We start from the raw sequence: 19,919 nt of genomic DNA, 5'->3' as shown, positions 1-19,919 counted from the left end.
CATGGCAACCGACACAATCAAGCAACATGACGCTCATGCCCACGACGGGCATGAGCACCACGACGCAGGCGCAATGAAGATCTTCGGGTTCTGGATCTACCTGATGAGCGATCTGGTGATCTTCGGGACGCTGTTCGCCACTTTTGGGGTGCTGGCCAACGCCACTGCGGGTGGTCCGACCTCGCAGGAGATCTTCGAGCTACCTTTCGTGCTGGTCGGGACGTTCCTGCTGTTGATCAGTAGTTTCACCTTCGGTCTGGCGGTCTTGGCGCAGAATGCTGGCGACCGCGGCGCCGTCCTCAAGTGGTTGGCGGTAACGTTCCTGCTGGGCTTTGGCTTCGTCGCGATGGAGGTGTACGAATTCCATAACCTCATCGCCGAAGGCTACGGTCCGGACCGTAGCGCCTTCCTGTCAGCCTTCTTCACCCTGGTGGGGACCCATGGTCTGCACGTGACCTTTGGCCTGATCTGGATCGCGATCATGTTCTTCCAGATATCCAAACGCGGGCTGGACAGTGTGACCAAACCCCGAATGCTGTGCCTGAGCCTGTTCTGGCATTTCCTGGACATTGTCTGGATCTGCGTCTTCTCCTTCGTCTACCTGATAGGAGCGATGTGACATGAACGATAGTCACACTTCTCACGATGGCACCAGCCACGGTAGCCATAAATCTTATACTGTTGGATTGATTCTATCGATTGCGCTAACGCTGGCGGCTTTTGGCGTAGTCATGCTGGGGAAATTCAGTATCCTGGCAACTGCCATTACGGTGATTGTCACGGCGGTAGTTCAGGTCCTGGTGCAGTTAATTCTTTTCATGCATCTCGAATTTAGAACTCAGCAGGGTCGTGAATCTGGTGGATTTTTTGTATTTACGGCGGTGATCATAGGACTGATTGTCGGGGGATCACTATGGATCATGCACCACCTCCGTCTGAATTTGATGTGATAGCCAAGTGACATACAAGGCTTACAGTTCGTTGACCAAGCCCGGTATCATCTTCGGCAATCTCGTCACAGTCATCGGCGGCTATTTCCTGGCCGCCGGTGGCCGTTTCGAACCGTGGTTATTTCTGGCAGTGGTACTGGGCACCTCGTTGGTCGTCGCGTCCGGCTGTGTTTTCAATAACATTATCGATCGCGATATCGACGGCCATATGGCACGCACTCAGTCTCGAGCCATGGTGACCGGCGAGATTTCGATTCCGATCGCCCTGCTGTTCGGGTGCTTGCTGGGTATCGTCGGTTTTGGCCTGCTGGCGTGGATGACGACGCCGTTGGCTACCGGATTCGCGGCATTTGGTTTCGCTATCTACGTTGGCGCTTATAGTCTCTATCTCAAGCGTCACTCGGTCTACAGCACGCTGATCGGAAGTTTATCCGGCGCATCGCCACCGGTGATCGGATACTGTGCGGTGACGGGCACGTTCGATCTGGGTGCCCTGCTATTGCTGATCATTTTCAGCATGTGGCAGATGCCGCACTCCTATGCGATTGCCATCTTTCGCTTCGACGACTACGCCTCGGCATCGATACCCGTTCTACCGGTGAAGCACGGCATCGCGGTGGCCAAGCGACATATCGTGATCTACACGGTGCTGTTCGTGATCGCCTCGGTCATGCTATCGGTTGCCGGCTATACCGGATGGGCCTACGCCATCGTTGCCGTTGCCGTGGGCGGTTACTGGCTCAGTATTACGCTCAGAGGCTTCCGAACCACCAATGATCAAGCCTGGGCTCGCAAGGTCTTCGGTATCTCGATCGTGGTGGTAACTGCATTGAGTGTCATGATGTCACTGGATAGCCGAATGCCGATAGCCGAATCGCTGCTGTCGCTTGCATCAGGATGATCGGATCGAGATTGACGGATTGACCTTCCCCCTGGTTTAAGTCCGCCCACAATGTGAGAAGCCGCCGCTCCAAGCGGGGCCAATTTGTCCATGGAGCGGTTATTTCGAAGCTACAAGAGCGAATGGATGTCCGCGACCGGTTACTTATCGGTGCGTTAGGCTTTACGGGATATCGGCTTCTACCTGATGCTGCGCTACAACCAGCAGCGCCCCTACATGCATGCATGACGTTCCTTGTGCCTCTTCGTTATTTCACGATGGCCATTTCGTGTGATGGCTATCGATCACAAAAGCGTGCCGATGAGTGCTGCAACAGATCGCCGCGATTCGCGGGGCGGTGAATGGGTTGATGGCCGCCGTCATGGAGGGGCACCTGACTGATCACGTCGTCAGGGAGCCCGAACTGGCGCAGCGGCAACAAGACTTGGACGCGGTACTACAGGTCATTAAGTCCTACCTCAAGTAAGGCAGATAAAAGCCTGGCACACGGAAGACTCAAAATGAATGAGAGTAAAAAAGCAAGACCACCACCACCCGCTCGAAGAAAAGGCTCAAAGGCACTGGCGCCGGTACGACGATCACCAGCGACTAGGATGACTTCTGCTACGGGACGACAGCCGTGGCGAGCCACGGCTTCCTTTGTGAATATATCCAATCGTAATGTGGCAGGTGCAAACTGCCTTTCATTAGCGCGGAAAAACATATCGACCCAATGGCCTGATAGAGAGTGAGAGCGGCTCGCGGGGAATCTCGATGAGTTATTGTCAAATCTGGTGGATGACGGTCAGGCCGCATTCCTGTCTGATTGATCGGTTACCTGCTCCCCATCCTGGAACCGGACGTTGCTGACGACCAGTTCCAGCTTCTGGAAGTGCTTGATACGTCTCCAGCGTTTTTGGGCGCTCTGAAGCAACTTGAATACCATCGACAGGGTCGTCGCCCGAGAGCCGCAGTTCCGGCTCCGCTTGCTGCGCAGACGGACCGTGGCGAAGGATGACTCGATCGGGTTAGTGGTGCGGATATGCACCCAATGCTCTGCCGGGTAGTCGTAGAACGCCAGCAGCGACTCCCGATCCTTGGCCAGGCACGCCATCGCCTTGGGGTACTTGGCCTCGAAGCGTTTCAGAGTGCGATCGAAGGCCTTGTGTGCCTCGTCGCGGGTCTCGGCCATCCAGATGTCATGCAGGTCTGCCTTGACCTTGGGCTGAACAGACTTCGGCAACTTATTCAGTACGTTAGCCGTCTTGTGAACCCAGCAGCGTTGATGGTCGGTTTCCGGGTAGACCTTGTTCAACGCCGCCCAGAACCCCATGGCGCCGTCGCCGACCGCCAGTTTGGGAGCCGTAGTCAGGCCGCGTTCACGCAGGCCCGTCAACAGGGTCTCCCAACTGGCCGCCGACTCGCGAAAGCCATCCTCGACGGCCACCAGTTCCTTTCGCCCTTGCTCGGTAACGCCAATGACCACCAGCAGGCACAGACGGTCATCCACTCGCACATTGCTGTAGACACCGTCGGCCCACCAGTAGGCGTAACGGCGATCCGACAGGTCCCGCTGACACCAAGCCCTGTGCTCGTCGAGCCAGTGGGCTTTCAATCGCGAAACCGTGTTGGCCGACAAGCCCTTCGCCTGGTCACCCAGCAGGGCCGACAGGGCCTCCTGGTAGTCGCCAGTGGAGATGCCCTTGAGATAAAGCCAGGGGATCAACTCCTCGATGCTGCGGGCCCGCTTCAGATAGGGCGGCAACAGGGTACTGTTGAAGCAGGCCTGGCCGCCACTCCGATCCCGTACCTTGGGGACCTTGACGGTGACCTCACCGATGCCGGTCTGCACAGTGCGCTCCGGCAAATGGCCGTTGCGTACCACCGCCTGTCGACCATCCGCCAGGGTCGTGTCGGCATACTGGGCCAGGAAAGTGGCCAGTTCGGCTTCCACGGCCTTGGCGATCAGGTCTCGTGCCCCTTGGCGCAGCAACTCATGCAACGGGTCGGTGGCCTCGGGTTCTGGCTGCGATAAGGCTCGGAGGGTAGAATCGGTCATGGCGTATCCACTCGTGTTGATTGAGATCTTGGTCGTGATCAATCAACAGGATACGCCACCCTTCCTACCTTCTCTCATACACCAGAAATCACCATAGCTCATCTCGATGGCCAATATACGAAGGAGGCATCAATGTCAGACCACAATCATAGCCATAGTGGCGGCAAGACCTTGTTGTTTGGACTGGTCTTCACTACAGGTTTTGCAGCTGTCGAAGTATTCGGCGGCCTGATAGCTGATTCGCTTGCCCTGTTATCGGACGCAGGCCACATGCTTACCGATTCATTGTCGTTAGGGATTGGTGCCTTCGCCGCTTGGCTGGCCAAGAAGCCGGCATCGCGTCAGCATTCCTTTGGACTCAAGCGCGCCGAAATTCTCGGAGCCCTGTTTAACGTGCTGTTTATGTTCGGAGTGATTGTATTTATCGCCTATGAGGCGATCCGCCGCATGGCAGACACCCCCGCTGTTGCCGGTGGCATGGTTTTGGCGATCGGCGGGCTCGGTTTGCTGGTGAATATCGCAGTGGCTTGGGCGCTGATGCGTGGAGAGCAGACTATAAACGTTCGCGGAGCGCTCCTGCACGTAATGGGAGACTTGCTGGGCTCGGTCGCTGCGCTGGTTGCCGGGGCGGTCATTTATCTGGGCGGGCCGCCCATTGCGGACCCGATCCTGTCTCTTTTCGTCAGCCTATTGATTCTGGTATCCGCCGTTCGACTACTGCGTGAGGTGACGCAAGTGTTGATGGAAGGCGTGCCAGAAGGAATCGATGCACATGAAGTCGGCTGCGCCCTTGTCCGGGTCGACGGCGTTTTTGCTATCCATGACATGCATATCTGGAGCCTATCATCAAACAGTCAAGCTCTAGCGGCGCATATTGATGTGGAAGCGATGGGACGATGGGAAGAGATACTGCCGCAGTTGCAAACGATATTGCGGGGGCGCTTCGGTATTGAGCACACCACCTTACAACCCGAGGATGCCGCTATCCGTCACGTTTGTGATGCCGATCCTGATTGCGGGGCTGGTGATGTGAATTAGGAGACCACAGGCAGCAGAGCCCCGTCTAGGCTGCATGTAACAGCGTCAATAAAGAATAGCAAGCCCCCTAGGGGGCTTGCCTGCTTCTGAACCGCTCCTGCCGTCGTGCGGACACCTTTCGGTTGACGAGACCAGCGGCATATCCACGCCAAGATCGGGGGTGTGGAGATGTCATGGGCTCTATGCCTGGCTGGAAGTGTTTATGAATCCATTCTCGCTACGATGACCATGTGACTCTCGGCGTTCTGCCAATAGGACAGCATGAACCGTGCTGCTTTCATTGAGGCGTTTCTCTTGCTGACCAAGTTGCGACAATGCGGACGCTTCCATACCCACGCCGTCGTCCTCAATGTCAATAATCCGTTATTTCTGTGTATGCGACATGCCACGCGTCCGCGAGACCTCCGCAACCAGCCCGCCACCGAAGTTTCCCAACGCGGGAAGCAATGCCAGGCCGAACACCATCCAAATGCTATCCATGATCACCTTCCCTGGTCGATGTCTAGCTCTAGCACTCGCCTTCAAGCACTCGCCGGCGAAGCGGCCTGGCCCGAGCTTTCCGGCGGCACATTGACGGAGGCTCCACCGCCGCGTGTCGGGCCCTGTCGATTCTCGAACCGTAACAGACGCAGCGCATTCAGCGTCACTAGTACGGTGGCGCCGGTATCAGCCATGATAGCCACCCACAACCCGGTCAGACCAAACATGGTCGTCAACAGGAATACCGCCTTCAGGCCCAGCGCGATGGTGATGTTCTGGCGAATATTGTTCATGGTGGCGCGAGCCAGACGAATCATAGTCGCTATGTCGGTCACGCGATTACGCAGCAAGGCGCCATCGGCCGTTTCCAGGGCGACATCGGTGCCCGAGCCCATGGCCACGCCGACGTCGGCGGTGGCGAGTGCAGGCGCGTCGTTGATCCCGTCGCCCACCATGATCACCCGGTCCTTGGCGACCATTCCCTTGATTGCCGTGACCTTGTCGTCAGGCAGCAAGCCTGCCTGGAACTCGATGCCCAGCGGATCGGCAATCGCTTTCGCGGTACGGGGGTTGTCACCGGTCAGCATCACCGAGCGGATGCCCAGTGCCTGGAGATCCTTGATGCCGTCGATGGCGTCCGTGCGCGGCTCGTCACGCATGGCAATCAGTCCGACGATCGCGCCGTCCCTAAACACCACGACGGCCGTCTTGCCCTGCTCCTCCAGCGCAGCGATCCGCGTCTTCAGAGCCTCTGTCAGTACGCCCTGGTCTTCAGCGTAGCGTGGCGAACCGACATAGCTACGATGACCGTCCACGCTTGCCTCGACACCATGGCCGGCGATGACGCGTGCGTCCGACCCTTGAGAAAACGCGATATGACGCGATTCGGCATGATTCAACACCGCCTCGGCGAGCGGGTGGCTGGAGCCGGCCTCGACACTGGCGGCTAAGGCAACGACATCAGCCTCATCGTGGTCATCGGCAGCCGCTTGCACGTCGGTAACGACTGGTTTCCCGGCGGTCAGGGTGCCGGTCTTGTCGAAGGTCACGAGGCTAGCCTTGGCGGTGGACTCGATCACCGCGCCCCCCTTCAACAATAGCCCGCGGCGTGCCCCGGTAGACAGCGACGAGGCGATCGAAGCCGGTACCGAAATTACCAGCGCACACGGGCAGCCAATCAACAGCAGCGCCAGGGCTCGATAAGTCCATTCACCCCAAGCGCCGCCGAAAAGTAGCGGAGGAATGATCGCAACGAGTAGCGCGGTACCGACCACAGCGGGCATATAGACACGGCTGAAGCGATCAATGAAACGCTCGGTGGGCGCACGGGCTTCCTGTGCTTCTTCCACCAAGCGGATGATCCGCGCGATAGCATTGTCTTCGGGCGCCTTGGTGACGCGAATACGCAGCACGGCATCATTATTGATGGACCCGGCGAAGACCGACTCGTCGAGGGTCTTGCTCTTGGGCACCGATTCACCGGTCACCGGCGATTCATCGATAGAAGACGTTCCTTCAACGATCTGCCCATCGGCAGGAATCCGGTCGCCGGGTCGCGCGACGACGATCTGACCAATCTTCAGATTCGCGGCATTGACCTTGCGAGTCGCCCTCTGTGCGTCTTCGACCAGCGCGCTCTTGGGCACTAGATCACCCAGCGCGCGAATACTCGAGCGGGCACGATCCGCGGCCACCCCTTCAAGCACTTCGCCGACGGCGAACAGGAAGACCACCAGCGCCGCCTCCTCGGCGGCACCGATGATCAGCGCGCCACCGGCAGCGATGGTCATCAGCATTTCTATCGTGAATGGCATGCCCGCTCGTGCAGCGGAAAAAGCACGTTTCGCTACGGGAACCAGCCCGACCAGACACGCCAGGATGAAGCCCCAATAAGCCAGAGACTCCGAGGCCACCAGGCGCACCGCCACGGCGGCCAGCAGGACAGCCCCGGTCATGACCACCAGCCGGCCCTTGCCATGCAGAAACCAGCGTTTCGGTGAGGCCGACACTGCCTCGGCGACGCCTTCGTCAGCTGTGGAGCTGGCGCCATTGGAGCCATTACCGGTTATGGCGGTGCGCGGCGTTACACTGTAACCGAGCCGCTTGATCGATTTCTCGACGCTGTCCGGCGAGGTTTGCTGTTCGTCGAGCTTCAGCGTGAGCGTCTCGTTCATGACCGACACTTTGACGTCGGAGACTCCCGGCAGGTTCTCTACACCGCCACGAATTTTCGCCGCGCAACTGGCGCAGTCCATGCCGCCGACCTTCCAGCTGAGCGTGCTCTCGGCGTCGGCCCGATCAGGTACCGTCACCGTTTCCGCGTCGTTGTCTTGAGCGTTACCGTCACAGCAAGGTGAATGACATTCGGATGAGTTTTCTGGACTGGCAGTATCAGAATCAGGCATGAATTGGACGGAATAGCCAAGTCGCTCGACGGTCTTCGCGACACGCTCCATCGAGGTTTGTTGCGTGTCCAGCCCAAGCCTCAGCGTCTCCTTCATCACCGAAACCTGAACGTCGGAAACGCCTTTCAAGCGTTCCACCGCACCACGGATCTTGCCGGCGCAGCTTGGACAGTCCATGCCTTGAACGGTCCACTGGTATGTGTTACCGGATGCTTCGGTATGTGTAGCTGGCATGAAAAGTTACCTAGTTCAATTTCTCTGCTCAAACTCTAAACCTTCTAGTGGCTATAGAGTCAAGCCGCATCGTCTTACTGGTAGTGAAGCATGCGAGGCGGGTAGAAAACGACTTGCGAACGACTGCGACGGCCAATAGAAGCATGACTTTTGAGAATGGCCATAATGTTTTTCCGAGGCGTTTTTGATAAAAGTGGCCCGTCACGTTAAGGAGCAACCCATGCGATTTTCCTGTCGCCCCTGGATGGGATGCGTGTTAGCGGTCTTCGCAGGGGCTCTAACGACGCTAACCTTCTCTCCCTTCGAGCTTTGGTGGCTGGGGCCGGTCGCCGTCGGCCTCATTTACTCAGGCCTGGATGACCTGACACCGGGTCAGGCAGCCCTGCGAGGCTGGTGTTATGGCATCGCGCTGTTCGCCACGGGAACCTCATGGGTCTACGTGTCGATCCATGAGTACGGTTACACGGGGGTGCCGCTATCGGTTTTCCTTACAGCCCTGTTTGCCGCCACCTTGGCGCTTTTCTATGCCATTCCCTTCTGGTTCTATCGGCGCTTTACTGGCTCGCGTCTAGCCTTTCTCTCCTTCGCCGGCGCGTGGGTGTTGATTGAAGTGCTACGGACATACCTTTTCACCGGTTTCCCTTGGCTATTGCTGGGGAGCGCGCACGTCGATTCTCCTTTAGCACCATTGGCCCCGGTTGGCGGGGTGCTGCTGTTGACATTGGTTACCGCCCTGACGGGCACGCTGGGGGTGGAGTTCCTGCGTCGACGCTGGTGGGCAGGGGGCACGATCGCCGCTCTATGGCTGTTCCCCTTGATGCTTCCTACTCAGTGGACCATACCCAGCAAGGAGCCCGTACAAGTGAGCCTGTTACAGGGCAATCTACCCCAGCTAAGCAAATGGACAAACGAGGGGCAGCGTAACGCAGTCAGCACCTATGCCCGATTGACCCGCAACATTGCTGAAGACATAGATCTGGTTATCTGGCCGGAAACGGCGATTCCTATGTATCAGCGTCAAGCCGAGCCGCTGTTGGAGCGGGTTAAGGCTACTTTGCCATCAGGAGCCGAACTACTCACCGGTATCGTGCAGCGCGACGACTCGGGCCGCTATTACAATGCCGTAGTCGGTGCCGGCGAGGTTACGGATGTGTACCGCAAGTCGCATCTGGTACCGTTCGGTGAATACATCCCGATGGAAAAACAGCTACGTGGCATTATCGCTTTCTTTGATCTGCCGATGTCAGACTTCACGGCAGGCAATTCCGAACAAGGCCCGATCCGAGCCGCTGGACTGCGCATCGGCACGGCGATCTGTTACGAAATTATTTTCCCGGACTTAGTGGCACAACGCGCCGATAACGCTGAGGTGTTGCTCACGGTGTCCAACGACACCTGGTTCGGTGACTCCATCGGGCCGCTTCAGCATCTGCAAATGGCCCGGCTACGCGCCCTTGAAAATGGTCGCTATGTTATGCGGGCAACGAACAATGGGGTGACGGCCATCATCGACCCGCAAGGTCGCATTATCGATCGCGCGACTCAATTCAGGATGACCACCCTCAACGGAGAAATCCGGGCCATGCGGGGAGAAACGCCATTCACACGCACCGGAAGCTGGCCAACCTGGCTATTGTCAGCAGCGCTGGTTATATCCGGGGTACGCAGGCGAAATAGCTAAAAGACACCGTTATCGACAGTTAGGCAAGCCACTACAAAATGTCATTATGCGCAGAGGCTTGCCCTGTAGGGTAGACACATCGTGTTGTTTGGGGTAAAGTGCCGCCATTTCACTTCACTTGGTCTATCATAAGCTCTCATGCTAAGAATCCTTCGCTTCCTGCCTCGCAGCCGAAAATTACTGATTTTACCTATAGCTACGCTAGTCACGTTACTAGGAGCGCAGGAAATCTTCTCTGTGTTAAAAGCTTCTAATGGAGATGATGCGCCCCTTAACGAGGCTAGTTCGCCAAGCATTGAGTTATCTACTCGCTTCCAAGCTCAAGCTGACACCATGACAGCTGTTAAAGTCAGCACCAACTACAAATATACGGGCCCCGCTCAGGCTTCCACCGGACTTACCAAGCCCACGGCAGGCTCGCCGCAAAGCCTCCTATTGGTAACAGACGAAGTTGAAACTACTCGCGTTTCTGAAACAACTGTCCAAGACAGCGTTGTTCGTGCGGCTACACCATTAAACCCCAGCGTTCCTAAGTACCTGATCTAAAGTTTTCGTGTAATATCCATGCCAGGATTTCTGACACGGACAGAACCATGGAAAAACGCTTCGTTGCCCCTCTCACTGAACCTGAACAACAGACGCTGACCTCCGCCTATCACCATGGCGAGAAGCGCGCTCTCCGTCGTCGGGCGCATGCCATTCTACTGAGTGACCAAGGCCATACTATTAACCAAATCAGTGAGATACTTCAGGTTCGCCGCGATGCCGTATCACGATGGTTCAAGCAATGGGAAGTGTCCGGTTTTGATGGTCTCATCGACAAACCGCGTAGTGGACGAACACCCGCCCTCGATGAACACGATCACAAGCGACTGCAAGCGTTGGTAGCCGAGCATCCCCATCAGATTCGCGCCTTACAGGCTCGCTTTCAAGAAGAGACCGGCAAGTCTGTCGCCACGGTGACACTGCGCCGGGCGTTGAAAAAAAAAATGGTCATAGCTTCAAGCGCATTCGGCATTCACTCAAGCCCCAGCGTGACGAAACGGACTTTCGCAAAACGCAAGGCCTGATGAAAGCGCTTCACGAGCAAGAGGACCAAGGCGAGCACGAGCTCTATTACTTTGATGAATCAGGTTTTTCACAAGCGTCGTCGGTGCCGTATGCGTGGAGCCCTATCGGCAAGCCCTGGGAAGTCACTGCCTACTCCCGCAGCCGAAGGCTAAACGTGCTGGGATTCTTAAGCCGAGCCGGAAAACTGGTCTATCACACGACAACCGAGACAGTGACCACGGAAACGGTCATAGAAGCGTTTGACCAGTTTGTGATCCAGAAGGATCCAGACACCTTCGCTGTTGTGGTGCTCGACAATGCCAGCATGCATCGCTCCAAGGCCTTTAGGCGCAAGAGGGTGGAGTGGATGTCGCAACGTGTGCATCTGATCTATCTGTCTGCCTACTCACCAGAGCTGAATCTGATAGAGATTCTGTGGCGGCAGATGAAGTACACCTGGCTGCCCTTGAGTGCCTATCTCTCGTTTGAACGTCTACGTGAAGAGGTACACCGCTTACTCGGTGGTTACGGAACTGATCACGCGATTAATTTTGAATAGGCACTTACAACCAAGCCGGAAAGTACTAAAGACGCTAGCGAACTGGATAGCCAGGCGCTGCACATGGCGATTCGACTTACCGACTCGTCAACCCGCATTATTCACCAGGAGCTCGAGGTGGGCTTCTGGCGAACAGGTTGGTACCTACGGCCTGACTTGAGCGCTGCCAGGCACCTCTGATTATGCTGTTTGGTTCTTGCCGATGTGCCTACTTATCACCACATGGCACTTTCTATGATGGGGGACGCAGGAAGAGCCCTCGGCTGTTTTCTGCCGATCGTGGTGAGGTGTTGCGCTGGGCCGGTGACTACTCCAATGGTGCAAGCTGGGGAAGACCGCGCAATAGCGTCGGCCACCATTTGTCGGCCGCGGCGCCGAGGTGCACCGTCACCCGCCGTGCATGGACGGTGAGCGTGGCCGCGACCTTGAGCACCTGTTCGCGCACCCGCATCAGGCTCCAGCCCTGGCGGGTTTGCCGCTCCAGCAGACAACGCAGGCCATGCAGCAGCTCGTAGGCATACAGGCTCAGCAGCAGGCTGACCTGATTTCGGGCCATCACCTGCTGCACCGTGGAGGCGCCGCGATCCGTCGAGGACAAGTGGACATTGAGCGCCGATTTCAGCTCGCCCATGTGGGCCTCGGCCTTGCCACGTTTGCGGTACAGGGCCAGCACTTTCTCCGCTGGATAATCGAGCTTGCTGAGGTTGGTCACCAGGAAAAAGCTGTGCAGCAGCAGGTCGTCGGGGTTCTCCTGCACCACCAGCACGACGCGCCGTGGTGACGTCCAGGAGCCGGCCTGGTAGTCGAGATCATGGCACCACTCGCGAGACGTCTCAGGCCGCCGACCGCGAGGCCGCTTGAGATAAGGCTCGGCCTGCGTCTGCAGTACCGAGTTGCTTTTCAAACGGCCCAGATAATCGATCTCCCGCGCGTCCATGGCCTCCAGTGTCGCGTTGTCGGTGAAGCCGGCATCCAGGCGGACAAGGACCTGGTCAATCGCCAGGTTCAGACCTTCCGCCAGGCGCTGAACCAGGTGGGGGATCCAGGTATCGGCCTCCTCGGCCGGGCCGGCATTGCCCTCGCGCAGCAGGCCACCCACCAGGTCGCCGGTCTCGGCGAGGGAGGCGATCAGCGGCGAGTAGATCCGGCTGCCCACATGGCCGTGGTAGGCCGAGCCGCTCTGATGGCCGAACACCTCAATCGGCAGCCCATCGATGTCCAGGGTCACATGACGGGGCCGCTGGATCCACGGCAGCGAGCGCCATCGCCAGATGGCCAGGCGCAGCAGGCCTTCGTGGACGGTATCGATGTTGGCATCCGTGCCCAGGCAGTTGAGCAATCGCGACAGCGTCGCCTGGGACGGACGCGCCTCGTCCAGCGGCGTCAGGCCGCGTGCATCGCTGCACACCAGGTGCCAAAGCGGGTCGTGACGCAGCGTGGCGGTATCACTCAGGTCGATCCAACCCATAGCACGCTGCAAAACGACGGTACGCAACTGGCTCGCCAGCGAATGACGGATGCGTAGCGGGTTTCGGGAATCGACCAAGTGGTGGTCAAGTGCGGCCATGACACCGCTGCGATCGAGGGCTTCGCGAAGTACCAGCGCCCCGGCATCACTGCTGGTGGCATGGCCGCTGAGCTGGACACGTACGGAGCCATTGAAGGAGGGTGTCATGGGGGATACAGTTTCACCCATAGCGGATGGTCCTCTGGAATCAGGTTCTTGGCGGAACACACTGATTTCTCTAGAGAATACCATCCGCTATCTTTATTTCGAGCCCTCCGTCATGAATATCCCGGGGTCAACAGAAGCCAACGATCGCAAAGTTGGCGGGACTTCCGATGTTGGTTTATCTGTCGACCTAATACATAACGATGAAAAAGTAGACATGGAAGAAGAACTGGTAGCCAACGAAAGATTCGTCCCATCTTGGGAAACTTATACCATTCAATCCGGCGATACTTTCGCGGACATGGCCGAACGCATTCTGGGACTAGGCTATGATGAAGTTATGCAGCTTCTCGAAGAAATCCCGGACGAAAGGACATTCACTCGCTGGCGTGTCGGTGATAACTTTGACTTTAAAATTAACGAATCTGGTGAATTATTGGCACTGCGAATCATGGAGGATGCACATTCCGGCCTCCTGATTGAACGCGACCACGACAGCAAGAGCTTTGAGGTTACTCGTCTTGAAAAAACGGCTCGGAAAACGGAGCGATTGTTTTCAGGAACCGTCAATGGCAGTTTTGCTCAGTCAGCCAGCGCCACTGGCTTATCTTACTCAGAAGTGTCTGATCTGAGCGATCTACTTTCGAAAAAGATAAATTTTCGCCGTGCTGCCCGGCGAGGAGATCAATTCCGAGTTTTGGTAGAAACCGATATGATTGAGGGTCAGGCTGCTGATTCGCGCATCCTTGCTGCTCACTACAAAGGCAATAAAAGAGACCTAGCTATCGTTAGGAATCCTGCTGATGACAATTTTTATACCTCTGAAGGCTACAGCCTCTCCCCGGCATTTAACCGGAAGCCGTTTAAAGGCGACTACAGGATAAGCTCGCCTTTTAACTTGCGGCGAAAGCACCCAATCACTGGCCGAGTTAGTCCGCATCGAGGCACTGACTTTGCAGTAACCATTGGCACTTCGATTCAATCTCCAGCAAATGGACGTGTTGTCAAATCGGCCTATCAAGCAAATGGCGCTGGAAACTACGTTGTGATCCGCCATGACAACGGCTACAAGACTCGCTATATGCACCTATCCAAACGCTTGGTATCTGAAGGCGAGCGCGTTTCCAGAGGCCAGAAGATTGCACTATCCGGCAATACGGGTCGTAGCACGGGGCCTCATCTTCATTACGAATTAATGGTTAACAATAATCAAGTCGACGCCATGCGCGTCAAATTGCCGGAAGGCAAGCAGCTATCTGGACAAGCATTAGCAGCCTTTCAAAAGGAGGCCAAGCAGTTCTTAGCTCAGATTGATCACGACACAACTTTATCTATGATTGCTAGCCAATCGAAATTACCTTAGAAAAACGCATTTCCAATGAGCCTGAGTATCCACTCAAAATACTTGGACCGGAGTCTGATAACCCAGACGCTGCGGGCAGGTTGTTGAGCCTCTCTACGACCTACCGCAGCTCAGCGTCGATGACTTCTCGAAAGGCCGTACCCTTCAAAATTACTGGCGAATTAGTCCGTTGGTATTCTGTTTTCACGGCACCAAGTCGAGGCTCCATCGCGAGATCTCGTGCTATCAGAATAAACGTAGCGGGAATTTCACATTGCCGGTGGATCCGGTTTCTGGGAGGAGGTCAGGATCAAAAAAAGACCGCATAAGCGGTCTTTTTTTGTGCCTGAATGAACGATGGCGCGTTGAGATTTACTCGGCCGGTGCGTAGGAGCCGTCTTCGCGGTGAATTTCACGGCCAGTTAGCGCAGGGCTGAAGACACAGGCCACGGTCATGCCCTTTTCCTTGCCACGCAGCCAATGCTCATCGTGCTGGTCGAGCAAATACATGTCGCCGGCCTTGATGGTATGGATCTTGCCATCGGCGATGGTTTCCACTTCACCCTCACCTTCGTAGCAGAACACCGCTTCGATGTGGTTCTTGTAGTGAATGTGGGTTTCCGTACCCGGATGAATACGCGTGATGTTGAATGAAAACCCACAGCCGTCTTCAGCCAGCATCAAGCGAGTGCTGTCCCAGTTACCGTTCTCGGCTTCGACGAAGCGGTCGGTTTTCATGCATTCCTGAAGATTACGTACGATCATCGATACAACTCCTGGTGGGTGACTCGTCAAAAGATGACATGAGAGACGGCCCCATGCTCGTTGAAGGAGGGCCGCCCTATTGTGCGTCGTGTCAGTTTCCGCCTCAGGCGAAGGCTTCCTTGGCACTGCGCTCCAGAATATCCAGACCTTCGAGGAGGTCTTCATCGCTGATCACCAGCGGGCACAGGCACTTCACGACTTGACCATCCTGCCCCGCGGTTTCGATGATGAGCCCGTTCTCGAAGGCTTTCGCCGTGATCTTGTCCGCCACGTCGCCGTCGCGCACATCGATACCGCGCATCAGACCGCGGCCACGCTCGCTCGCGGGATAACCCATTTCGGTCAGCATCGCGGCAATCCTGGCGAAGCGCTCTTCGACGATACGCCCTTTACGCTGGACGTCGCGCTCGAAGGTGTCGTCGCTCCAGAAATGCCTGAGCGCGGCCGCCGCTGTCACGAAAGCCATGTTGAAACCACGGAATGTGCCGTTGTACTGGCCAGGCTTCCACTTATCCAGTTCGGGGCGCATCAGCACGTGGGCGAACGGCAGGCCATAAGCGGACAGCGATTTCGAATTGGTGACGATATCAGGCACGATGCCGGCATGCTCGAAGCTGAAGAACTTGCCGGTACGGCCACAACCTGCCTGGATGTCGTCGACGATCAGCAGGATGTCATGCGCGCGGCAGATGCCTTCCAGACGCTTCAACCAGTCCAGGCCTGCCGGGTTGATACCGCCCTCGCCCTGCACCGTCTCGACGATCACGCCGGCCGGCACGTCGAGCCCGCCAGACTTGTCGCTCAGCAGCTTCTCGAAATAGTCGAGTGTGTCGGTGCCTTCCCCGAGATAGCCATCGAACGGCAGGAAGCTGGCACCCTGGGCCGGGATGCCACCGGTCGCTTCGCGGAACTTGCGGTTGCCGGTCGTTGCCAGTGCGCCCATGGTGACGCCATGGAAGCCATTGGTGAAGGTGACGATGTTATGACGCCCCTTTGCCACGCGAGCCAGGCGAATCGCGGCTTCGGTAGCGTTGGTACCCGTCGGGCCCGGCAGATGAACCTTGTAGTCCAGCCCACGCGGTTTGAAGATCACTTCTTCCAGCGTCTCGAGGTAGTCGCGCTTGGCGGCGGTCCACATGTCCAGACCATGGACGATACCGTTGGAAGTGATGTATTCGACCAGCGCTTCCTGAAGCTTCGGATGGTTATGACCGTAATTGAGCGTGCCGGCGCCAGCGAGAAAATCGATGTACTCGCGGCCATCCTCGGCAGTCAGGCGCGCGCCCTGGGCCTTGGTGAAAACAATTGGAAAGGAGCGAGAATAAGTCCGGACCTCGGACTCCATGCGTTCGAGAATCTGAGTCTGCATACAACCTCCGTAATGGGAGTGTGGATGTCGTGGATAAGGCGTGCTGGCATAAGACATGCGTGACAACGCAGACCTTACCCGCCCTGGATACGTTGGGGGTCGAACGGGCCGATCCGGACGAGGTTTTCCGGGTCGTGCTCTCCGCCCAGTTGATCGGTCGAAAAGTATTCGCGACTGATGAGGGGCGCCTGCCAGCGATCCGCCAGACGCTTGAACAAGCCCCATGAGGCCTGATTGTCAGGCGTGATCGTGGTTTCGAGATGATTCAGCCCTGCCAATTCCGGCCGAGTCAGCACGGCTTCGACCAGGCGTCTAGCCAGGCCGGTGCCCCGTGCCTTTTCCCCGACCGCGACTTGCCACAGGAAATAGATATCGGGAGCGGCAGCTTTGACATAGCCGGACACGAATCCGACGATTTCACCATCTTCTGTCGTCGCGACGGCACAGCTGTCGCGGAACTGCGTTGCCAGCAACAGATAGGCATAACCGGAATTGACATCGAGCGGCGGACAGGCCTTGACCAGTTCATAGATCCCCCACCCGTCTTCCGTGGTGGGCTTGCGAATGAACAGTGGCATATCGGGCTTGCCAACGACGGCATCGGCCACGGTAGGCCTTGCCAAGTCTGCCGACGGCGTAAATGCCGGATTGGGGTTGGTCATCGTCATCGTCGCTATGGCGAATTTGAATTCAAGGATAACAGCGAGTGAAGCAAGCTTCAAACCGCAGGTTATTTTACTCAACCAGTTCAATAATGAATATTTATATGCTGGATGAGCATCCGGAAATTCCAGTCTAGACGAAGGCTGGCGATATATTGGAGGAAGATGTATTGGAGGAAATAGGCGAAGTCTTTGAGGCTCGATGCTCGCATCGTTCTGAAAAACTTTCTCTCATGGCGAATTCGGGGCGCGCCGATGAGAGTCACGAAGGCCGGACATCGGGCATAACGACAATGGCCGCCTCGAGGGCGGCCATTGAACGTAGCAGCGGAGCCGTGATCAGCGGCGAGTGAGGCTGCGCATGGTAACGAACTCTTCCGCTGCCGTCGGGTGGATACCCACCGTGGCGTCGAAATCCGTCTTGGTCAGTTGGGCGCGCACGGCGATCGCGATGCCTTGAATGGTTTCCCCCGCTTCGTCACCAACCATATGGGCGCCGACGACGCGGTCGCTGGCATCATCGACCACCAGCTTCATCAGGCAGCGCTCGTCACTGCCGGACAGCGTGTGCTTCATCGGACGGAAATCCGCGCTGTAGATGCGCACTGCGCCGAAGCGCTCGCGCGCTTCTTCTTCGGAAAGACCCACGGTGCCGATATTGGGATGGCAGAACACGGCCGTCGCGATGTTCTGGTAGTCGAGCGGTCCCGGTGTCTTGTCGCCGTAATGATGCTGAACCAGGTGCATGGCTTCTGCCAGCGCGACCGGCGTCAGCTCGGGGCCGCCGGTTACGTCGCCCAACGCAAGGATCGACGGCACGGAGGATTCGTAGCGCTCGTTGACCTTGAGCGTGCCGTCGGTGTTGAGCTCCACGCCCAGCGAATCCAGGCCCAGCCCTTCCAGGTGCGGACGACGCCCTGTGGCGGCAAGCACGGCATCCACCTCGAGCTGTTCACCGTTGGTCAATGTCACTTCGAGCCCGCCTTCCACCTTGCGGATACGCTCGATATTGGCCTCGAAATGCAGGTTGACGCCCTTCTTGGCCATTTCGTCCCGCGTGAACTCGCGAACTTCGTGGTCGAATCCGCGCAGAAATAGCGCGCCACGATAGACCAGGTGCGTATCGGCGCCCAGGCCATTGAATATGCTGGCGAACTCGACGGCGATATAGCCGCCGCCCAGGACCAGAAAGCGCTTGGGGAAGTCGTCGAGGTCGAATACCTGGTTGGAGTTGACGGTATATTCGCTGCCCTCGAACTGCGGCGTCCACGGCCAGCCGCCGACCGCGACCAGAATCTTCTCCGCGGTGATGCGCTCGCCATTGACCTCGACCGCGTGGGCATCGACGACTTTGGCCCGGCCATTGATCAGCGTGACGCCGGCCCCTTCCAGCAGGCGGTTGTAGATGCCGTTGAGACGCTTGATCTCTTCGACCTTGTTGTCACGAAGCGTGGCCCAATCGAATTTCGGCGCCTGCGGTATCGTCCAGCCGAAACCGCTGCTGTCTTCGAAGGCGTCATGAAAATGTGCCGCGTAGGAGTACAGCTTCTTCGGCACGCAGCCGACGTTGACACAGGTACCGCCCAGATAGCGATCTTCGGCAACGGCCACTTTGACGCCCGTTGCTGCAGCCGTCCGTGCGGCACGTACACCACCGGAACCGGCCCCTATCACGAAAAGATCGTAATCGTAATTCGCCACAGTGAAACTCCTTGAGACATGATGCGGCGATGATACCAGCCTCGATCCGGTGTCGGAAAAGTCCGTGACTATCGAGGCGATATAAAAAAAGCTTTGCAAGGCGTGATGCTCGCGTTCGGCGCGTCAGATGGTGTGACTTCGAAAATATCGCCGGATAGCCTAGAATCGTTGTCTTGACGGCGACACAAGACGTTCGCCAAGCCACGTACTCAGGTTACTGTCATGAGCGATATCCAGACTCTTCTCGAACAGAATCGGCGCTGGGCCGACGGTGTGCAGCAGCGTGCTCCGAACTTCTTTGCGGAGCTTTCCCAGCAGCAGAATCCCGACTATCTCTGGATCGGATGCTCGGATAGTCGCGTACCTGCCAACCAGATCGTCGACCTGCCACCAGGTGAAGTTTTCGTTCACCGTAACGTTGCCAATCTGATCTACCACAACGACATGAATGCATTGTCGGTCGTTCAGTTCGCCGTCGACGTGCTCAAGGTCAAGCACATCATGGTGGTCGGGCACTACGGCTGTGGTGGGGTCAGGGCCGCAATCACTGGCGGGGAGCACGGTATCGTCGACTACTGGCTCAATAGCATCAGCGAGCTCTATCAGCAGCATCGGCCGACACTCGAGTCACTCCCCCTGGATGAGCAGGTCGACCGCATGTGCGAACACAATGTTCGCCTCCAGGTTGCCAACCTGTGCCGTACCAAGATCATTCAGCGTGCCTGGGAGCGGGAGCAGCCGCTGTCCGTGCATGGCTGGGTCTATGGCCTCACGGATGGTCGCGTCAATGATCTGGGCTGCACCGTGTCACGCGCCGATCAGATGGGAAGTATCCGTATTCAGCCGACCTTCTCCGCCCAGGAGTGAACGCCAGGCAGCAGACCTGCATCATCAGAGCCGAACATCTCATGAGCCGAGTCGAGCTATTCGCTGATTGAATGGCATGGTTCGAGATTTCGATTGGGTCCATCGGTCATCCATGAGTAAGGTGGATGACACGATGGATCTGCCAGACATTACCGATCGAGCCAATGACCAATGGCAGCACGCATTGGCAACGTTCTCCACGTCA

At 57.2% G+C, this 19,919-nt stretch carries 16 protein-coding genes and 1 pseudogene; 10 read left to right on the top strand and 7 right to left on the bottom strand.

Going from position 1 to position 19,919, the window contains the following annotated elements; all coding sequences use genetic code 11:
• Position 1: 1 nt before the first annotated feature.
• The 5 genes and pseudogenes from cyoC (at position 2) to ACWHY3_RS09300 (ending at position 2,317) form a co-directional block, all read left to right on the top strand.
• A complete protein-coding gene (gene cyoC, locus ACWHY3_RS09320; RefSeq protein ID WP_332779279.1) occupies positions 2–619 on the top strand; it encodes a cytochrome o ubiquinol oxidase subunit III in 618 nt (205 codons plus the stop codon).
• A 1-nt stretch (position 620) separates the two neighbouring features.
• Entirely contained in the window at positions 621–950 is a 330-nt protein-coding gene (gene cyoD, locus ACWHY3_RS09315; RefSeq protein WP_071231184.1) for a cytochrome o ubiquinol oxidase subunit IV, read from the top strand.
• A 7-nt stretch (positions 951–957) separates the two neighbouring features.
• Positions 958–1,851: a heme o synthase gene (cyoE, locus tag ACWHY3_RS09310; RefSeq protein ID WP_110647711.1), complete on the top strand. Its 894-nt coding sequence runs from the start codon at positions 958–960 to the stop codon at positions 1,849–1,851.
• A gap of 81 nt (positions 1,852–1,932) precedes the next feature.
• Positions 1,933–2,079, top strand: a pseudogene (locus ACWHY3_RS09305) (IS3 family transposase); the annotation flags it as partial.
• A 76-nt stretch (positions 2,080–2,155) separates the two neighbouring features.
• Entirely contained in the window at positions 2,156–2,317 is a 162-nt protein-coding gene (locus ACWHY3_RS09300) for a metal-sensing transcriptional repressor (protein ID WP_239496096.1), read from the top strand.
• 318 nt (positions 2,318–2,635) lie between these two features.
• Here the strand turns inward: ACWHY3_RS09300 and ACWHY3_RS09295 are convergent, their stop codons facing one another.
• A complete protein-coding gene (locus ACWHY3_RS09295; protein WP_448128098.1) occupies positions 2,636–3,889 on the bottom strand; it encodes an IS256 family transposase in 1,254 nt (417 codons plus the stop codon).
• Positions 3,890–4,021: 132 nt separating this feature from the next.
• Between ACWHY3_RS09295 and ACWHY3_RS09290 the strand changes: the two genes are divergently transcribed.
• Positions 4,022–4,927 carry a cation diffusion facilitator family transporter gene (locus ACWHY3_RS09290; RefSeq protein WP_448128097.1) on the top strand — a complete coding sequence of 302 codons (906 nt, stop codon included), beginning with the start codon at positions 4,022–4,024 and terminating at the stop codon, positions 4,925–4,927.
• Between the two features lie 521 nt (positions 4,928–5,448).
• On the opposite strand, the gene ACWHY3_RS09285 is transcribed toward ACWHY3_RS09290, so the two are convergent.
• Positions 5,449–7,989 (bottom strand): heavy metal translocating P-type ATPase, encoded by a 2,541-nt coding sequence (locus ACWHY3_RS09285; protein WP_256961291.1) that lies wholly within the window; start codon positions 7,987–7,989, stop codon positions 5,449–5,451.
• A 277-nt stretch (positions 7,990–8,266) separates the two neighbouring features.
• On the opposite strand from ACWHY3_RS09285, the gene lnt reads away from it, so the two are divergent.
• Entirely contained in the window at positions 8,267–9,727 is a 1,461-nt protein-coding gene (gene lnt, locus ACWHY3_RS09280; RefSeq protein ID WP_071230019.1) for an apolipoprotein N-acyltransferase, read from the top strand.
• Between the two features lie 593 nt (positions 9,728–10,320).
• A protein-coding gene (locus tag ACWHY3_RS09275) for an IS630 family transposase (protein WP_144408607.1) occupies positions 10,321–11,336 on the top strand; the annotation gives its coding sequence in 2 pieces (ribosomal slippage) (positions 10,321–10,707 and positions 10,710–11,336; 1,014 coding nt in all).
• Positions 11,337–11,643: 307 nt separating this feature from the next.
• On the opposite strand, the gene ACWHY3_RS09270 is transcribed toward ACWHY3_RS09275, so the two are convergent.
• Positions 11,644–13,071: an IS1380 family transposase gene (locus tag ACWHY3_RS09270; protein WP_332780460.1), complete on the bottom strand. Its 1,428-nt coding sequence runs from the start codon at positions 13,069–13,071 to the stop codon at positions 11,644–11,646.
• Between ACWHY3_RS09270 and ACWHY3_RS09265 the strand changes: the two genes are divergently transcribed.
• Positions 13,010–14,371 carry a peptidoglycan DD-metalloendopeptidase family protein gene (locus ACWHY3_RS09265; RefSeq protein ID WP_448128096.1) on the top strand — a complete coding sequence of 454 codons (1,362 nt, stop codon included), beginning with the start codon at positions 13,010–13,012 and terminating at the stop codon, positions 14,369–14,371. The genes ACWHY3_RS09270 and ACWHY3_RS09265 overlap by 62 nt on opposite strands.
• A 351-nt stretch (positions 14,372–14,722) precedes the next feature.
• Here the strand turns inward: ACWHY3_RS09265 and ACWHY3_RS09260 are convergent, their stop codons facing one another.
• The 4 genes from ACWHY3_RS09260 to gorA all read right to left on the bottom strand — a co-directional run bounded on the left by ACWHY3_RS09260 (position 14,723) and on the right by gorA (position 18,847).
• Positions 14,723–15,115 carry an ectoine synthase gene (locus tag ACWHY3_RS09260; RefSeq protein ID WP_071230021.1) on the bottom strand — a complete coding sequence of 131 codons (393 nt, stop codon included), beginning with the start codon at positions 15,113–15,115 and terminating at the stop codon, positions 14,723–14,725.
• Between the two features lie 103 nt (positions 15,116–15,218).
• Positions 15,219–16,484 carry a diaminobutyrate--2-oxoglutarate transaminase gene (gene ectB / locus ACWHY3_RS09255; RefSeq protein WP_448128095.1) on the bottom strand — a complete coding sequence of 422 codons (1,266 nt, stop codon included), beginning with the start codon at positions 16,482–16,484 and terminating at the stop codon, positions 15,219–15,221.
• 74 nt (positions 16,485–16,558) lie between these two features.
• A complete protein-coding gene (gene ectA / locus ACWHY3_RS09250) occupies positions 16,559–17,146 on the bottom strand; it encodes a diaminobutyrate acetyltransferase (RefSeq protein WP_110632740.1) in 588 nt (195 codons plus the stop codon).
• 339 nt (positions 17,147–17,485) lie between these two features.
• A complete protein-coding gene (gene gorA / locus ACWHY3_RS09245; RefSeq protein WP_110632744.1) occupies positions 17,486–18,847 on the bottom strand; it encodes a glutathione-disulfide reductase in 1,362 nt (453 codons plus the stop codon).
• A 222-nt stretch (positions 18,848–19,069) separates the two neighbouring features.
• On the opposite strand from gorA, the gene ACWHY3_RS09240 reads away from it, so the two are divergent.
• Complete coding sequence (locus ACWHY3_RS09240) at positions 19,070–19,714, top strand: carbonic anhydrase (protein ID WP_071230025.1); 645 nt, start codon at positions 19,070–19,072, stop codon at positions 19,712–19,714.
• Positions 19,715–19,919 lie beyond the last annotated feature (205 nt).

This window comes from Salinicola sp. NYA28a (assembly GCF_976982775.1).
Note: the sequence above shows the minus strand (reverse complement) of the source record. Positions and strands in the feature narration are given on the sequence as shown.

What these genes read in the sequence shown, in the direction of transcription:
- ACWHY3_RS09295 (WP_448128098.1), bottom strand. Translation starts at nt 3,889, where the DNA reads ATGACCGATTCTACCCTCCGAGCCTTATCGCAGCCAGAACCCGAGGCC.
- cyoC (WP_332779279.1), top strand. Translation starts at nt 2, where the DNA reads ATGGCAACCGACACAATCAAGCAACATGACGCTCATGCCCACGACGGG.
- ACWHY3_RS09290 (WP_448128097.1), top strand. Translation starts at nt 4,022, where the DNA reads ATGTCAGACCACAATCATAGCCATAGTGGCGGCAAGACCTTGTTGTTT.
- ACWHY3_RS09285 (WP_256961291.1), bottom strand. Translation starts at nt 7,989, where the DNA reads ATGGACTGTCCAAGCTGCGCCGGCAAGATCCGTGGTGCGGTGGAACGC.
- ectB (WP_448128095.1), bottom strand. Translation starts at nt 16,484, where the DNA reads ATGCAGACTCAGATTCTCGAACGCATGGAGTCCGAGGTCCGGACTTAT.
- ACWHY3_RS09260 (WP_071230021.1), bottom strand. Translation starts at nt 15,115, where the DNA reads ATGATCGTACGTAATCTTCAGGAATGCATGAAAACCGACCGCTTCGTC.
- ectA (WP_110632740.1), bottom strand. Translation starts at nt 17,146, where the DNA reads ATGACCAACCCCAATCCGGCATTTACGCCGTCGGCAGACTTGGCAAGG.
- ACWHY3_RS09240 (WP_071230025.1), top strand. Translation starts at nt 19,070, where the DNA reads ATGAGCGATATCCAGACTCTTCTCGAACAGAATCGGCGCTGGGCCGAC.
- ACWHY3_RS09265 (WP_448128096.1), top strand. Translation starts at nt 13,010, where the DNA reads ATGGGGGATACAGTTTCACCCATAGCGGATGGTCCTCTGGAATCAGGT.
- cyoD (WP_071231184.1), top strand. Translation starts at nt 621, where the DNA reads ATGAACGATAGTCACACTTCTCACGATGGCACCAGCCACGGTAGCCAT.
- lnt (WP_071230019.1), top strand. Translation starts at nt 8,267, where the DNA reads ATGCGATTTTCCTGTCGCCCCTGGATGGGATGCGTGTTAGCGGTCTTC.